15 protein-coding genes are annotated in these 14,896 nt (G+C 72.7%); 10 read left to right on the forward strand and 5 right to left on the reverse strand.

The window, feature by feature from the left end:
• Positions 1-26 precede the first annotated feature (26 nt).
• From WBG79_RS18270 to WBG79_RS18300, 7 genes are all read left to right on the forward strand, one after another.
• Entirely contained in the window at positions 27-3,506 is a 3,480-nt protein-coding gene (locus tag WBG79_RS18270) for an indolepyruvate ferredoxin oxidoreductase family protein (RefSeq protein WP_337358614.1), read from the forward strand.
• Between the two features lie 79 nt (positions 3,507-3,585).
• Positions 3,586-4,260 (forward strand): Crp/Fnr family transcriptional regulator, encoded by a 675-nt coding sequence (locus WBG79_RS18275; protein WP_337358803.1) that lies wholly within the window; start codon positions 3,586-3,588, stop codon positions 4,258-4,260.
• A 131-nt stretch (positions 4,261-4,391) separates the two neighbouring features.
• A complete protein-coding gene (locus WBG79_RS18280; protein WP_337358615.1) occupies positions 4,392-5,111 on the forward strand; it encodes a Crp/Fnr family transcriptional regulator in 720 nt (239 codons plus the stop codon).
• An 82-nt stretch (positions 5,112-5,193) separates the two neighbouring features.
• A complete protein-coding gene (locus WBG79_RS18285) occupies positions 5,194-5,778 on the forward strand; it encodes a DUF4142 domain-containing protein (protein WP_337358616.1) in 585 nt (194 codons plus the stop codon).
• 221 nt (positions 5,779-5,999) lie between these two features.
• Positions 6,000-6,875 (forward strand): DUF4399 domain-containing protein, encoded by an 876-nt coding sequence (locus WBG79_RS18290; protein WP_337358617.1) that lies wholly within the window; start codon positions 6,000-6,002, stop codon positions 6,873-6,875.
• 14 nt (positions 6,876-6,889) lie between these two features.
• Positions 6,890-7,345 carry a DUF4399 domain-containing protein gene (locus WBG79_RS18295; protein ID WP_337358618.1) on the forward strand — a complete coding sequence of 152 codons (456 nt, stop codon included), beginning with the start codon at positions 6,890-6,892 and terminating at the stop codon, positions 7,343-7,345.
• A 67-nt stretch (positions 7,346-7,412) separates the two neighbouring features.
• Entirely contained in the window at positions 7,413-8,747 is a 1,335-nt protein-coding gene (locus WBG79_RS18300; protein WP_337358619.1) for an SUMF1/EgtB/PvdO family nonheme iron enzyme, read from the forward strand.
• An 18-nt stretch (positions 8,748-8,765) separates the two neighbouring features.
• Here WBG79_RS18300 and WBG79_RS18305 read toward each other — a convergent pair whose 3' ends face one another.
• From WBG79_RS18305 to WBG79_RS18315, 3 genes are all read right to left on the reverse strand, one after another.
• Complete coding sequence (locus WBG79_RS18305) at positions 8,766-9,074, reverse strand: hypothetical protein (RefSeq protein WP_337358620.1); 309 nt, start codon at positions 9,072-9,074, stop codon at positions 8,766-8,768.
• Positions 9,075-9,151: 77 nt separating this feature from the next.
• On the reverse strand, positions 9,152-10,333 hold the full coding sequence (locus WBG79_RS18310) for a PQQ-dependent sugar dehydrogenase (RefSeq protein WP_337358621.1): 1,182 nt from the start codon (positions 10,331-10,333) through the stop codon (positions 9,152-9,154).
• Between the two features lie 200 nt (positions 10,334-10,533).
• Positions 10,534-11,307: a thermonuclease family protein gene (locus tag WBG79_RS18315; RefSeq protein WP_337358622.1), complete on the reverse strand. Its 774-nt coding sequence runs from the start codon at positions 11,305-11,307 to the stop codon at positions 10,534-10,536.
• Here WBG79_RS18315 and ykgO point away from each other — a divergent pair.
• The 3 genes from ykgO to WBG79_RS18330 all read left to right on the forward strand — a co-directional run bounded on the left by ykgO (position 11,306) and on the right by WBG79_RS18330 (position 13,198).
• Entirely contained in the window at positions 11,306-11,431 is a 126-nt protein-coding gene (ykgO, locus tag WBG79_RS18320; RefSeq protein WP_337358623.1) for a type B 50S ribosomal protein L36, read from the forward strand. The genes WBG79_RS18315 and ykgO overlap by 2 nt on opposite strands.
• A gap of 113 nt (positions 11,432-11,544) precedes the next feature.
• The gene (locus tag WBG79_RS18325) at positions 11,545-12,192 is read left to right on the forward strand and encodes a tetratricopeptide repeat protein (RefSeq protein WP_337358624.1); all 648 of its coding nucleotides are present in this window, start codon (positions 11,545-11,547) and stop codon (positions 12,190-12,192) included.
• A gap of 10 nt (positions 12,193-12,202) precedes the next feature.
• The gene (locus WBG79_RS18330) at positions 12,203-13,198 is read left to right on the forward strand and encodes an alpha/beta fold hydrolase (protein WP_337358625.1); all 996 of its coding nucleotides are present in this window, start codon (positions 12,203-12,205) and stop codon (positions 13,196-13,198) included.
• A gap of 9 nt (positions 13,199-13,207) precedes the next feature.
• On the opposite strand, the gene WBG79_RS18335 is transcribed toward WBG79_RS18330, so the two are convergent.
• Entirely contained in the window at positions 13,208-13,981 is a 774-nt protein-coding gene (locus WBG79_RS18335) for an alpha/beta fold hydrolase (protein ID WP_337358626.1), read from the reverse strand.
• Between the two features lie 67 nt (positions 13,982-14,048).
• Positions 14,049-14,891 carry an OmpA/MotB family protein gene (locus tag WBG79_RS18340; protein WP_337358627.1) on the reverse strand — a complete coding sequence of 281 codons (843 nt, stop codon included), beginning with the start codon at positions 14,889-14,891 and terminating at the stop codon, positions 14,049-14,051.
• Positions 14,892-14,896 lie beyond the last annotated feature (5 nt).

Raw genomic sequence — 14,896 nt, forward strand, 5'->3', positions numbered from 1 at the left:
CGGCGCCGGATGGCGGAGGCACTGGCATGGGCCGCAATGCGGTGTCGCTCGACGACAAGTACGATCTCGGGGTCGACACCGTCTTCGTCTCCGGCACCCAGGCCCTGGTCCGCCTCGCCCTTCTGCAGAAGGAGCGAGACCGGCGCGCCGGGCTGAACACGGCCGGCTACGTCACCGGATACCGCGGATCGCCGCTCGGCGGGCTCGACCAGCAGTTCCAGAAGGCGGCCGCCGTCCTGGCGCCGGCCGACGTGGTGTTCCAGCCGGCCATCAACGAGGACCTGGCCGCCACCGCGCTGTGGGGGACGCAGCAGCTGGAGGTGCGCGGGCAGGGGCGCTTCGACGGGGTGTTCGGCATCTGGTACGGCAAGGGCCCCGGGGTCGACCGGACCGGCGACGTGTTCCGGCACGCCAATCTCGCCGGCACCTCGCCGCACGGCGGCGTGCTCGTGCTGATGGGCGACGACCACACCTGCGAGTCCTCGACCACGGCGCACCATTCCGAATACGCCATGCAGGACGCCATGATCCCGGTCCTGAACCCGGCGGGCGTCCAGGAGATCCTCGACTACGGGCTCCTCGGCTGGGCGCTGTCGCGCTACGCGGGGGTCTGGGTCGGCCTCAAGTGCGTCAAGGACACGGTCGAATCGACGGCCGTGGTGGACGGGCGGGCGGACCGGGTCGCGCCGGTGACGCCGGCCGAGCATGTCCTGCCGGCGGACGGGCTGTGGCTCAGGCCCCAGGACCATCCGCTCGCCCAGGAGGCGCGCCTGCACGAGGAGAAGATCCCGGCCGTCCTCGCCTGGCTCAAGGCCAACCGCCTCGACCGAATCGTCCATGCCGGGGGCCGCTCGCCTCGGCTCGGGGTGGTCGCGGCCGGCAAGAGCCACCTCGACGTCGTGCAGGCGCTCGACGAACTCGGCATCGACGAGGTGGCGGCCGCCGATTTGGGGCTGCGGGTCCTGAAGGTCGCCTGCACCTGGCCGCTGGAGCCGACCGGCATCCTCGCCTTCGCGGAGGGGCTCGAGCAGATCGTGGTGGTCGAGGAGAAGCGGCCGCTGATCGAGACGCAGATCAAGGAGATCCTGTACGGCCGGCCGAAGGCGCCGTCGATCGTCGGCAAGCGGGACGAGGAGGGCCGGTGGCTGTTCCCTTCCAAGGGTGCGCTCGACCCCAACGAGATCGCGGTGGCGATCGCCGAGCGGCTGCTGCGCCACCGGGAATCGCCCGGCATCCGCGCCGCGCTGGACCGCTTGCGGACCGCGCAGGCGGTGCTCCGGGCCACCCGGGACGTCGCCGCCCGCACGCCCTACTTCTGCGCCGGTTGCCCGCACAACACCTCGACGCGCGTCCCCGAGGGCCACCGCGCCTATGCGGGGATCGGCTGCCATTTCATGGCGCAGTGGATGGACCGGTCGACCGAGGGCTACACCCACATGGGCGGGGAGGGCGCCAACTGGATCGGCGAGGCGCCCTTCTCGAAGGAGACCCACGTCTTCCAGAATCTCGGGGACGGCACCTACAACCACTCCGGCTCGCTCGCCATCCGCGCCGCCAAGGCCGCGGGCGTCACCATGACGTACAAGATCCTCTACAACGACGCGGTCGCGATGACCGGCGGGCAGCGGGTCGACGGCGCGCCGAGCGTCGCCGATGTCGCCCGCCAGGTCTGGGCGGAGGGCGCGCGCCGCGTGGCGGTCGTGACCGACGAGCCCGACAAGTATCCGCCGAATGCCGGCTTTCCGCCGTCGACCACCATCGATCACCGGGACGATCTCGACCGGGTGCAGCGGGAACTGGCGGCGACGCCGGGCCTGACGGTGTTGATCTACGACCAGACCTGCGCGGCCGAGAAGCGACGGCGGCGCAAGCGCGGCACCTTCCCGGACCCGGACCGGCGCGTGATCGTGAACGAGCTCGTCTGCGAGGGCTGCGGCGATTGCGGAGTGCAGTCCAACTGCGTGGCGATCGCCCCCGTCGAGACGGAGTTCGGGACGAAGCGGCAGATCGACCAGTCCGCCTGCAACAAGGACTTCTCGTGCCTGAAGGGCTTCTGCCCCAGCTTCGCGACCGTCGAGGGGGCGAGGGTTCGCCGGGACGCCGCCGGCGCGGTGTCGGCCGACCTCCTGCCGGAGCCGGAGCGCGTGCCGCTCGACCGGGTCCAGTCCATCGTGGTGACGGGGATCGGGGGGACCGGCGTCGTCACGATCGGGGCCGTGCTCGGGATGGCGGCCCACCTGGAAGGGCTCGGGGTCGGGATCATCGACATGGCCGGGCTCGCCCAGAAGGGTGGCGCCGTGACGAGCCACATCCGGCTCGCGCCGCGCCCGGAGGACATCGGGGCGATCCGGATCGCGGCCGGCGGGGCGGACCTGATCCTCGGCTGCGACCTGGTCGTCACCGCCTCCGCCAAGGTGCTCGCCACCATCGACCCCCAGCGCACGTCCGTCGTCGTCAACACGCACGAGACCATGACGGGCGACTTCACGCGCCGGGCCGACTTCAGCCTGCCGACCGAGCGGTTGATCCGCTCGATCCGCGAGCGGGCCGGCCCCGGCCGGAGCCGCTTCGCCGAGGCGACGCGGATCGCCACCGCGCTCCTCGGGGATTCGATCGCGGCCAACATGTTCATGCTCGGCTACGCCTGGCAGCTCGGCGGGGTGCCGCTCGGCCGCGCCTCGATCGAGGAGGCGATCCGGATGAACGGGGCGGGCGTGGCGATGAACCTGGCGGCCTTCGCGCTCGGCCGGCAGGCGGCGGTCGATCCGGCGGCCGTGGAGGCGGCAGTGCTGCCGCGCGCCGCGGGTCTGGAGCACCGGCGCCTCTCGGAGACGGCGGAGGAGGCCATCCAGCGGCGCGCGGCCCACCTGGAGGCCTACCAGGACCGGGACTACGCGGACCGCTACCGTCGCCGGGTCGACGCCGTCCGGGCCGCGGAGGCGCGGGTCTCGCCGCAGGCGTCCGGCCTCACGCTCGCGGCCGCCAAGGGCCTCTTCCGGATGATGGCGATCAAGGACGAGTACGAGGTGGCGCGGCTCTACACGGACGGGCGCTTCGCGGCGCAACTCGCCGAGGCCTTCGCGTCATGGGACCGGGTGGAACTCCACCTCGCGCCGCCGCTCCTCGCCCGGACGGACCCGCGGACGGGCCGGCCGCGCAAGACGGCCTTCGGGCCCTGGATGCTGCGCATCCTGCGGGTCCTCGCCGGCCTGCGCGGGTTTCGGGGCACCGCGCTCGATCCCTTCGGGTACACGGCCGAGCGGCGCATGGAGCGGCGGCTTCTCGCCGCCTACGAGACGCTGCTGGACGACATCGTGCGCGAGCTGACGCCGGAGAACCATGCCGACGCGGTCGTGCTCGCCGGATACGCGGAGGCGATCCGCGGCTTCGGGCCGGTCAAGGCGGCCGCGGTGGAGCGGGCGGAGGCGGAGCGCGTGCGCCTCCTCGGCCGGTTCCGCGCGCGCCGGGGGGCTCCCGATCCGGTCCTGACGGAGGCCGCGGAATAGCATCGAGCCGCTGGCAAGCTTCCCCATGGCGACCTATGCTCCGGGCGTCGGTTTGGCGAGGCAAGGACGGCCGGGCGCTGTGATCACGGCGGAGCATTTCCTGTCGGTCGCCTTCTGGGCGGGCGAACTCGCCCCGGAGGCGTTCGAGCGCGCCCGGCGCGGCATCGTCGAGCGCTCGTTTGCCAAGGGTGCCTACCTGTGGCACCGGGGCGACCGCTTCGACCACTGGACCGGGGTGGCGGACGGGCTCGTCAAGGTCGCGACCGTGTCGAAGACCGGCAAGGCCATGACCTTCGCGGGGATCCGGACCGGCGGCTGGTTCGGCGAGGGCTCGATCCTGAAGGACGAGCCGCGGCAGTACGACGTGGTCGCGCTGCGCGACACGCGGCTGGTGATGATGAACCGGGCCACTTTCGTGTGGCTCCTCGACCATTCGGTCGGCTTCAACCGCTTCCTGGTCCGCCAGCTCAACGAACGCCTCGGCCAGTTCATGGCGCTCGTCGAGTACGACCGCACCCTCGACGCGCCGGCGCGGCTGGCGCGCACGCTCGGCTGGCTGTTCGACCCTGTCCTCTATCCGCGCGCCGGGTCGGTGCTCGAGATCACCCAGGAGGAGCTGGGGCTTCTCTGCGGCCTGTCCCGGCAGAGCGCCAACGAGGCCGTGAAGGTGCTCGAGCGCAAGGGCATCCTGCGGGTCGAGCACGGCGCCATCACGGCACTCGATCCCCTGCGTCTGCAGCGGTTCGGCGAGTAGGCCGGCGGAACATCACGCTCGCGCTGTCGGTTCCGCTCCTGCCGGCCCGGGCAGCGACGACCCATGGGTCCGGCTCGGCTTCACCCGCGGACGCGGGTCGCGGCCGAACGACCGAGGGCGGAGGGATCACCATGAGCGGTCGCATCAGGAACCGTCTCCTTGCGGCACTCGAAGCCGAGACCTTCGAGGCGATCCGGCCGGACCTGGAGCCGACCGACCTGCCCCTCGACATGATCCTGCTTCAGCCGCGGGAGCCGATCCGCTGGGTCTACTTCCTGGAGAGCGGGCTCTCCTCCGACGTCGCAATGGTATCGGAGGAGCGTGGCGTCGAATGCGGCCTGGCGGGGTTCGACGGGCTCGCCGGGATCCCGGTCCTGCTCGGCATGGACCGCGGGATCCACACCTCGGTCATGCAAGTGGGCGGAACCGGGCATCGGATGGCGGCCGGGCGCCTGCGCGTCGCCATGGACGCGCATCCGGATCTCCGCCGGGTCCTGCTCGCCTACGTGCATATCTTCCTGACCCAGTCGGCGCAGTCGGCGGCCTGCAACGCGCGCCATTCGGTCGAGCAGCGCCTCGCACGCTGGCTCCTCATGTCGTCGGACCGCACCGCGGATCCCGAGGTGCCGCTGACGCACGCCTACCTGTCGCTCATGCTCGGAATCCGGCGCGCCGGGGTGACGGTCGCGATCCACGTGCTGGAGGGCGAGGGCCTCATCCGCTCGATGCGCGGGCGCACGACGATCCGCGATCGCGCCGGCCTGGAGCGGCGAAGCTGCTCCTGCTACCGGCTGGTCCGGGACGAACAGTTGCGCGTCTTCGCGGCTCATCCCGTGGAAGCGGAGCCGTAGGAACAGAGCGCCGTCCGGGCCGTTCGAGGGCGAGACGGCTCCGCGCGGCGGGGCCGCCCTAACCTTCCGCAGGAGACCTCCCATGAAGCTCGCCACAGCTCTCGCGGTCGCGGCCGCCCTCGCGCTCCCGGGCGCCCTCGCGCTCCCGCAGGCCGCCCTCGCCCAAGGCGCCAACGGCACGAACAGCCGCACCACCGCCGGCGCGTCGAGCGCTGCCGCCCAGAAGATGGATGCCGCCACCTTCGTCAGGATGGCGCATTCCTCCAACATGCTCGAAATCGAGTCGAGCCGCATGGCCCTGCAGCAGTCCAAGCGCGACGACATCAAGGCCTTCGCGCAGACCATGGTGGACGACCACACCAGCGCGGGCACCAAGATGCAGCAGGCGGTCGCCGCCAGCCGGGCCGCGCAGGCGACGAGCGCCGGAGGCGCCGGCACCATGGACCCCAAGCACCAAGCCATGCTGAAACAGCTCACGCAGGCGCAGAACGCCAACTTCGACCGCGCCTACGCGACGCTGCAGCGCAGCGCCCACCAGGAGGCGGTCACCCTCTTCACCAATTACGCCGAGCGCGGCGACGACCAGAACCTGGTGGCTTTCGCCAAGGAAATGCTGCCGGCGCTCGAGAAGCACCTGGAGGCCGCGAACGCCCTCGGCGGCCGCTGAGTCTCCACGGGACCTTGCGTCCCCACGGGACCTCGCGTCCCCGCGCGGACCCGATCGTCCTCCGTGGGGACATGGCCCCGATCCCCCGGCCGGCCCCCGATGCCGAGAAGGTGAGCGGGCGAGAGCCGGCCGGCGCTTGACCCCCCGAAAAGCCAGGGACTACGATCCCGATCAGACGGCCGAGAGGCCGGTCCGCAGGGGTGCGGCGAGGGGAGGACCCCGTGGGTCGCTGGCTTTCCGTGTTGGCGCTGCAGGTAGCCGCGGCGCTTGTCCTCTGTGTCCCGGCCGACGCCCAGAAGGCGCGGCCGCGCACGCCGTCGCCGCCCGGAGCCGCGGTGTTCTTCATCGACCCGCCACAGGGTGCGACGGTGCCGGGCACGTTCAAGGTCCGCTTCGGGGTGACCGGCATGGAGATCGCTCCGGCCGGGCAGGCGAGGCCGAACAGCGGGCATCACCACATCATCGTCGATACCGACCTGCCGCCCTTCGACGAGCGGATCCCGGCCGACTTCAACCATCTGCACTTCGGCAGCGGGCAGACCGAGGCCGAGCTGACGCTGCCGCCCGGCGACCACACCCTGCAGCTGCTCTTCGCCGATCACGACCACGTGCCGCACGATCCGCCGATCGTCTCCCAGGAGCTCAGGATCCGGGTGGTCGAGGCGGTGCAGCCGACCGTCGAGGCCGCGCCGACCGGGAAGGCGACGCCCGCCAGCTCCGGCCGAACCGCGGCGCCGGAAGGAGCGCGCGTGTATTTCATCTATCCGCAGGACGGATCGGTGATCTATCCGAGGTCCACCATCCGCTTCGGGCTGCGCGGGATGGGCGTCGCGCCGGCGGGGGTCGACAAGCCCAACACGGGGCATCACCACCTGCTCGTGGACGTCGAGACGCCGCCGCTCGACCGGCCGCTTCCGAACGACTTCAACCATATCCACATGGGCAAGGGGCAGACCGAGCACAAGCTCACGCTCACTCCCGGCGAGCACACGCTGCAGCTCATCCTCGCCGACCACAACCACGTGCCGCACGACCCGCCGATCATGACCGAGCGCATCCGCATCACGGTGGGCCGGCCCCGGGCGGCCCGGCGCTGAGGGGAGGGAGCGACATGAGAAGACGAGCACTCGCGGCGGGGATCGCCGTCCTGGCGGCCGGCGCCGTCCTTACCGCCGCCGGCGCCCCGGCGCCCGCCGCCGCCCAGGAGGCACCGACGGCCGCGCCGAAGGGAGCCATCGTGTATTTCCACAATCTCCGCAACGGGCAGCGGCTGCCGAAGACCTTCTGGGTTCGGATCGGGCTCAAGGAGATGGGGGTCGCGCCGGCCGGTGTCCGGGTGATGGGGACCGGGCACCACCACATCCTGGTCGATGCCGACATGCCGCCGGCCGGCCAGCCGATTCCCTCGGACTTCAACCACGTCCACCTCGGCGGCGGCCAGACCGAGGCGCAGCTGACCCTGACGCCCGGCCGGCACACGCTGCAGCTCCTCGTCGGCGATCACGCCCACATCCCGCATGTCCCGCCCATCAAGTCCGAGAGGATCACCGTCACGGTTTCGGAGTGACGGCCTTGCAATCCGGCTGCGCCGGGCCGACCATCCCGGTTCGAGAGAAATCTGAACGCGTTCGTCGATGTCGAGTGTCCCGTCCCGCCGTGCCCGCGCCCTGATCCGCGCCGCCCTCGCCGTCTTGCTGGCGGCCGGCGCGGCGGCGCCGTTGCGTGCGCTCGCGCAGGGCGGTCAGCCGCAGACCCAGCCGGCCCAGCGCGTCAATCCGGACGCCTTCGAGCTGTCCTTCTGGGAAACGATCAAGAACAGCCGGAATCCCGAGGACTTCAAGGCCTACCTGGACACCTTCCCGAACGGCCATTTCGCGCCCTTGGCCCGCATCCGTCTGCGCGATGCGGGCGGCGGCGCCCAGCCGGCCGACACGGCGCCCGGTTCCACCCGCCCCATGGACCCGGGTGGCGCTGCAACGCTCGAGCCGCTCGACGGCACCTTCACGGCCACGGCGGGGACCCCGGTCCTGGCCGGCCCGGCCGCCAACGCCGCCCGCATCGGCGCGCTCAAGAAGGGCGACACGGTCCGGGTGGTCGGCCGGGTGGCGGGCGGCTCGCACTATCGCATCCTGACCTCGGACGGCCGTACGGCCTACGTGCAGGCCGACCGCCTGAAGGCGGCCGAGGCGGCGCCCGCCGACCCGGCCCCGCCCCCTCCGCCCCCGCCGAGCGGCGACACGGTCGTGCAGGGTCGTCCGGGGGAACCGGTCGTCGACTGCGCGGACTGCCCGGAGATGGTGGCCATCCCGCCGGGTGCCTTCGACATGGGGGCGAACGAGCTCTTCGAATTCGAGAAGCCCGTGCACCGGGTCACGATCGGCCGCGGCCTGCTGATCGGCCGGCGGGAGGTGACCGTCAAGGAGTGGCAGCTCTGCATCTCCGAGGGCGGCTGCCCGGCGGGCTCCGGGGGCGGCGGCGGCGACGTGAACCTGCCGGCTTCGGACGTGAGCTGGACCGAGGCCAAGGGCTACGCCGACTGGCTGTCGCGCAAGACCGGCAAGCGCTACCGGCTGCCGACCGAGGCCGAGTGGGAATACGCGGCGCGCGCCGGGACCCGCACCACCTACTTCTGGGGCGCCGCGCTGCTGCGCGAACGGGCGAACTGCGCCGGCTGCAACGCCACGCCGCTGCGCCGGGCCGTGTCGGTGGGGAGCTTCGCGCCGAACGACTTCGGGCTCTACGACATGGCCGGAAACGTGGCCGAGTGGGTCGAGGACTGCTGGACCGAGAACTACAAGGGTGCGCCCGCGGACGGCTCGGCGCGGGCCGCCCCGACCTGCCGGGAGCGCGTCCTGCGCGGGGGCTCCTTCGTCAACGACCCGCGCTACCTGCGCTCGGCCGCCCGCTTCAAGTACGATGCCGAGGTCCGCTACTACGCCAACGGGCTCCGGGTCGCGCGCGACCCGTGAGGTCGACGAGGACGCTCCTCACGGCTGCGGCTTGGCGGGAGCCTGCTGGTCGGGCAGGGCCGAGGGCGGGATGACGGGCGTCGTGCCGGGGTTCGGGGCGGGCGCGCCGGTGTGGATCTCCGGGTCGATGCCCCCCGGCGGCTTCAGGACCCCGTCTGTCCGGTCGAGCTTCTCGGTGAGGCTGGGGCAGGGCGCCCCGCCGGCGCTCCCCGGCACGCAGTCGCGGCCGGGGGGATTGGCGGGGCCGGTGGCCGACTGGGCGAGGGCGGCGACCGGCGCGAGGGCGAGGATCGCCGCCAGGACGGCGACTCGGGCGGGGCTGCGCATGACGGGCCTCCTGAGGGACTTGCGACGGCAACGTCCGTGCGGCCGTGGCGTTCCCCGGGCGGGGACCGCCGGCCGGCTCAGGGCCGGGCCGCGCCGGTCGCCGAGCCTTCGGCGGGTGCGATGCGGACCAGCTTGCCGTCGTCCTCGTCGGTGACGATCAGGAGGCTGCCGTCGGCGTCCTCGGCGACGTCCCGGATCCGTTCCCCGAGTTCCTTCAGGATGCGCTCCTCGTGGACCACCCTGTCGCCGTCGAGCTCCAGGCGGACCAGGACCTTGGTGGCGAGCCCGCCGACGAGGAGGTTGCCGGTCCAGGCCGGGAAGGCCTTGCCGGAGTAGAAGAGCATGCCGGACGGGGCGATCACGGGTGTCCACTGGTAGATCGGCCCGACCATGCCGGGGGCCTCGCGCTTGCCGGTGCCGACCGGGGTGCCGTCGTAGTTGACGCCGAAGGACACGACCGGCCAGCCGTAATTGGCGCCGGCCTCCGGGATGTTGATCTCGTCGCCCCCTCTCGGGCCGTGCTCGATCGCCCAGAGCTTGCCGGTCTTGGGATTCATGGCGGCGGCCTGGACGTTGCGGTGGCCGTAGGACCAGATCTCCGGCAGGGCCCCCTGGCGCTGCGCGAAGGGGTTGTCGGCGGGCACGCTGCCGTCCTCGTTCAGGCGGACGATCTTGCCGAGATGGGTGTCGAGCTCCTGCGCCTTCACGCGCCAGCGGTCCTCGAAGCGCTCGCCCAGGGTGACATAGAGGTGGCCGCGGCCGTCGAAGACCACGCGCGAGCCGAAGTGCATGCCGTTGGCGACCCGCGGCTTCTGGGAGAACAGGACCGTGACGGCGGTCAGCGCGCGTCCGTCCGGGGAGAGGACGCCGCGGGCGAGGGCGGTGGAGTTGCCGCCCTCCGCCGGCTCCGAGAAGGTGAAGTAGACCATCCGGTTCGAGGCGAAGTCGGGGTGCAGGGTCACGTCCAGGAGCCCGCCCTGCCGGCCGGCCGCGACCTGCGGGACACCGGCGATCGGGGCCGACACGGTTCCGTCGCGGCGGACGATGCGCATGCGGCCGGGCCGCTCGGTGACGAGCACGTCGCCGCCCGGCATGACGGCGAGGGCCCAGGGGTGCTGCAGGCCGGTGGCGACCCGGGTGATCGAAAGACGGGCCTTCTCGGTCTGGATCGGCGCGGGGGACTGGGACTGCGCGGCGGCGGGGCCGAGGAGGGTGGCGAGCGCGGCGAGGGTGGCGGGCGCGAGGCCGTAGGTCTTCATCGGGTCGTCTCCGTGGTCTCGTGGACGGCGAGGCGGCTTGCCGGCCACCCCCTCGAGCCGGGTCTTCGGAACGCGGGCGGCCCGCGCTCCCCGGGCGCATTGGCCGACGTCCCTGAGGGACGGGGCTCAACGGGCGCGGGGCGGCGGCGTTCCCGCTGACCGACTGAACTTGGCGTGAGAGGGCGCGGCGTCCAGTCCCGTCAGTTCGGGACGAACTCGGCGTGGATGCCGCGCTTTCGGGCGACCGCCTCGGCGGCGGCCTTGGCGAGCGCCGGATCGGCGGGCTCGACCGGCACGGCCCAGCCGTCCGCGACGAGGCGCTGGGCGAGGGGGCGGTCGTCGACGGTGCACTCGGCGACGATCGCCGTCGAGGCTGTGCGGGAGCCCGGGGGCAGGACCGACACCGGCGGGGCCCCGATGGGCCGGCAGCCGACGATGCGGCCGGAGACCAGGCGCCCGAGCGCGAGGCTGGCGCGCAGCCCGCAGGCCCAGCGGGCGCCCTCGCGGGTCTGGCAGACGCGCGAGCGCTCGACCGGGACGATGCCGGCCAGGCGGAAAACCTGGTCCTCGGCCTCGAAGGTGAGCGGATCGAGCAGCCGCGCCGGCGCGTCAACCCGAAAGAACTGGCGGTCGTCGGGGGGCGGGCGGTCCGGCTGGATGCGTTCGCGCGGTTCGGCGGCGCGGTCGATCCGGGTCGGCACGGGCACCCAGACAGGGGGTTGGGCCGGGGCGCCGCGCTCCTGTCCGGAGGCCGTCAGCGGCAGCGCGAGACAGGCGAGGACGGCGGCGAGGACGCGATTGACAGGCCGGGTGCCAATGCCTATGGTCCCGGCCGATTTCGAGGCGAGCGCGGCCCACTCCGCGCTCGTTTTCGTTCGCACGCGCCGGCGGGGTCCGGTCGCGGCCTCCCGGACGGAGGCCGCGGCGATCCGGCGGCGGGCGATCCACTCTTCGACAGCCTGGTGTCCGGTCATGAAGATCAAGAACTCGCTCAAGTCGCTCCGGTCGCGTCACCGGGACAACCGCCTGGTCCGCCGCAAGGGCCGCGTCTACATCATCAACAAGACCAACCCGCGCTTCAAGGCGCGGCAGGGCTGACGGGTTCCGCGGTCCGGTCCCGGGCTGTCCGGCCTGCGGCCGGGCGCCACATTCCCGTGATACCCCGGCCCGCGACTTTGACGAGCCGCACGATCGGTCCATATGATCCGGTCATGCGGCTCTCGTCTCATTCCCTGATCGCGGCCGGGCTCTCCGCCGGCCTCCTCCTCGGCGCGGCGGCGGCCGGCGCTCAGACGCTCCCGCCGGACCATCCTCCGGTCCCGCAGGACCGCGTGCCCCAGGGCGACGCGGCCGACCTGCCGGAGCCGCGCGAACCGCCGACCGTAACGCTGGACGACCTGTTCGACCGCCTGAAGAAGGCCAAGCGGCCCGAGGCCGCCGCGTCGGTCTCGCGCGAGATCGAGGCGCGCTGGCTCGCGTCGGGCAGCGACACGGTCGATCTCCTGATGATCCGGGCCCTCACGGCCATCAAGGCGAAGGACATGGCGCTCGCCATGGACCTGCTCGACGCCATCGTGACCCTGAAGCCGGATTATGTGGAAGGCTGGAACAAGCGGGCCACCCTGCACTACAGCCGGAAGGACCTCGGCCGGTCGCTCGCCGACATCGAGATGACGCTCCGCCTGGAGCCGCGCCACTACGGCGCGCTCTACGGGCTCGCGACGGTGTTCAAGGACCTGGGGCAGAAGGACAAGGCGCTCGACGCCTACCGAAAGGTGCTCGCCCTGAACCCGCAGATGCCGAACGTCGAGAAAGAGATCAAGGAGCTCGCGACCGAGGTCGAGGGACGGGACCTCTGAGCGGCGCGCCATGGCGATTCGACGCATGATCGGGATCGCGGCGGCCGCGGCGCTCGGGACCGGCCTGGTTCTCGCCGCCTATTCGGAGCTTCGCGCGCGGCGGATCGAGGCCGCCTATCCCCCGGTCGGGCGTTTCGCCGAAGCCGCCGGGGTGCGGCTCCACTACGTCGACCTCCTTCCCGACGTGCCGGACGGGCCGGAGGCCCCGGCGATCGTGTTCATCCACGGGGCGAGTGGCAACCTCAGGGACCCGCTCCTCGCCTTCCGGGGTGCCCTGGAAGGGCGGCACCGGCTCGTCTTCGTCGACCGGCCGGGACACGGCTGGAGCGATCGGGGCGGGGATCCCGAGATCGCCGCGCCGGCCCGGCAGGCCGAGGTGATCGCGGCGCTCCTGAAGCGGATCGGGGTGGCCCGCGCCGTGGTGGTCGGCCATTCCTGGGGCGGCTCGGTGGCGGCGGCGCTGGCGCTCGGGCACCCGGAGCTGACCGCCGGGCTCGTCTTCGTGGCGCCCGCCACCCATCCCTGGCCGGGCGGCGTGGCCTGGTACTACAAGGCCGCCGCGCAGCCGCTGTTCGGCAGCCTGTTCGCCCGCACCCTCGTGATGCCGATCGGATCGGCCAGCCTGGAGCAGGGGCTCAAGGGCGTGTTCGATCCGAACCCGGAGCCCGAGGGCTATGTGGAGAAGGCGGCGGTGCCGCTTCTCTTCCGCCCGCGCGAGTTCATCGCCAACGCCGAGGACGTCTTCCGCCTCAACGGCTACCTGGAGCTTCAGGCGCCCCGCTACGGGGAGATCCGCGTGCCGACCGCGATCCTGTCGGGCAACCGCGATTCGGTCGTCTACGAGGAGCTCCATTCCGGCGGCCTCGCCCGCGCCATCGCGGGGTCGCACCTGATCTGGCTGCCGAACGTCGGCCACATGCCGCACCATGCGGCGACCGACACGGTGGTGGCGGCCATCGAGGAGGTCGCCAACCTGGCGCGCGGCCGGGCGCTGGCGATGCGCTGAGGCGCCGTCCTACTCGGCCGCGGTCGCCTCGGCGAGGATGCGGGTGACCTCCCGCGGGACCTCGAGATGGGGCATGTGCCCGACGCCGGCGAAGACGTGCACGGCCACGGAGCCGGGCAGGCGCCGCGTCTGGCGGGTCGGCAGGACGCGGTCCTGGTCGCCCCAGACCACCCGGACCGGGTGGGGCAGGTCGGCCAGCGCGGCGAGGTCGAAGGTCTTCTGGCGCCCGCCGTCGAGGATCGATTCCACGATGGTGGCGAGCGTGGCGGCCACGCGCGGGTCGCGGCGGTCCTCCGCCATGCGGCGGGCGATCTCCTGGGGCACGTGCCGCTCGTAGCCGAAGAACTGCTCCAGGAGCGCGTGGATCTCGTGCTCGGCGAGCGCGGTCGCGAAGCGGCGCAGGAGCCGCTGGTTGATCTCATGGCCGAAGCCGCCGGGGGCGAGCAGGGTGAGGCTCGCGACCCGGCCCGCCTCGGCGAGCTTGGAGGCGACGAGCACGGCCGCGGCGCCGCCCATCGAGTGGCCGGCGAGGTGGAAGCGTTCGATGCCGAGGCCGGCGAGCGAGGCGATCACCGCCTTGGCGGAGACGCCGGCATGCCCGACCTCCGGCCAGTCGAGCGCGGCGCCGTGGCCCGGCAGGTCGAAGGCGATGGTGCGGCGCCGGGTCTCCAGCGCGATCTGCTGGCCGATCCAGGTCTCGCGGCTTCCGGCGAAGCCGTGCAGCAGCACCAGGGGCAGCCGGCCTTCGGGGCCGCGGATGGCGTGGGGCAGGATGGCGGACAAGGGCGGGCTCCGGCCGGCGGGAGCCGATCCGTAGCACCGCCGGGGGGCGCCGCCAAGGTGCGGCGCGCTACCGGTTGGGCGCGTCTGCGCCGTCCAGTCCGAAGCCGGCCGGAAGCGGCGGCGCATGCGCCAGGAGGAGGATGGTGACGCGGCGGTTGGCCGAGAAGGAGCCTTCGGGAAAATAGGGCTCCTGGTCGGCCTTGCCGATGACGGCCGCGACCCGGTCGCGGGGCAGGCCGGACTGTTCGAGGAGGCGCCGGACCGCGTGGGCGCGCGCCGTCGAGAGTTCCCAGGTGGACTGGTTCGGCGGCCCGTCGCCCGTGCTGGTGGTATGCCCCGTGATGGCGACGCCGTTCGGCAGCTGGCGCAGGGTCGGGGCGACGGCGCGCAGGATGTCGGCGACCTGCGGCAGCGGGCGGTCGGAGCCGGCCGGGAACATGGAACGGCCGTCCTGGTCCACGAGCTCGATGTGGAGCCCCTTCTCGTCCTCGTGCAGGACGAGCCGCTCCGACGGGCGCGCGATGTCGGGCATGGCGGCGAGGGCCTGGCGGATCGACGCGACGGCGCCGTCGAAGCGGTAGGGACTGGTGCTGGGCGTCCCTCCGCCCGGGCGCGCGCCGGGGCCGCCGTCGGCCTTGTTCCAATCGGTCGCCGCGGTGGGGACGGGCGAGACCGACTTCGCGTGCTCCCGCACCGGCAGGCCGTCGAGCTCGATCATGCCGGAGAGGCGCGGGTCCCTGGTGGTCCCGAAGGCCTCCCGCATGGAGCCGAGGAGCGCCATCAGCTTGGCCTTGTCCTGGGTCGAGAAGGCCGCCACGACCACGAAGAAGGCCATGAGCAGCCCCATCAGGTCGGCGAAGGTGACGAACCAGCCGTGTCCGCCGCCGTGGGCTTTCTTCCTGCGCGCCATGCCGC

The organism is Prosthecomicrobium sp. N25, assembly GCF_037203705.1.
Classification (GTDB): Bacteria; Pseudomonadota; Alphaproteobacteria; order Rhizobiales; family Ancalomicrobiaceae; genus Prosthecodimorpha.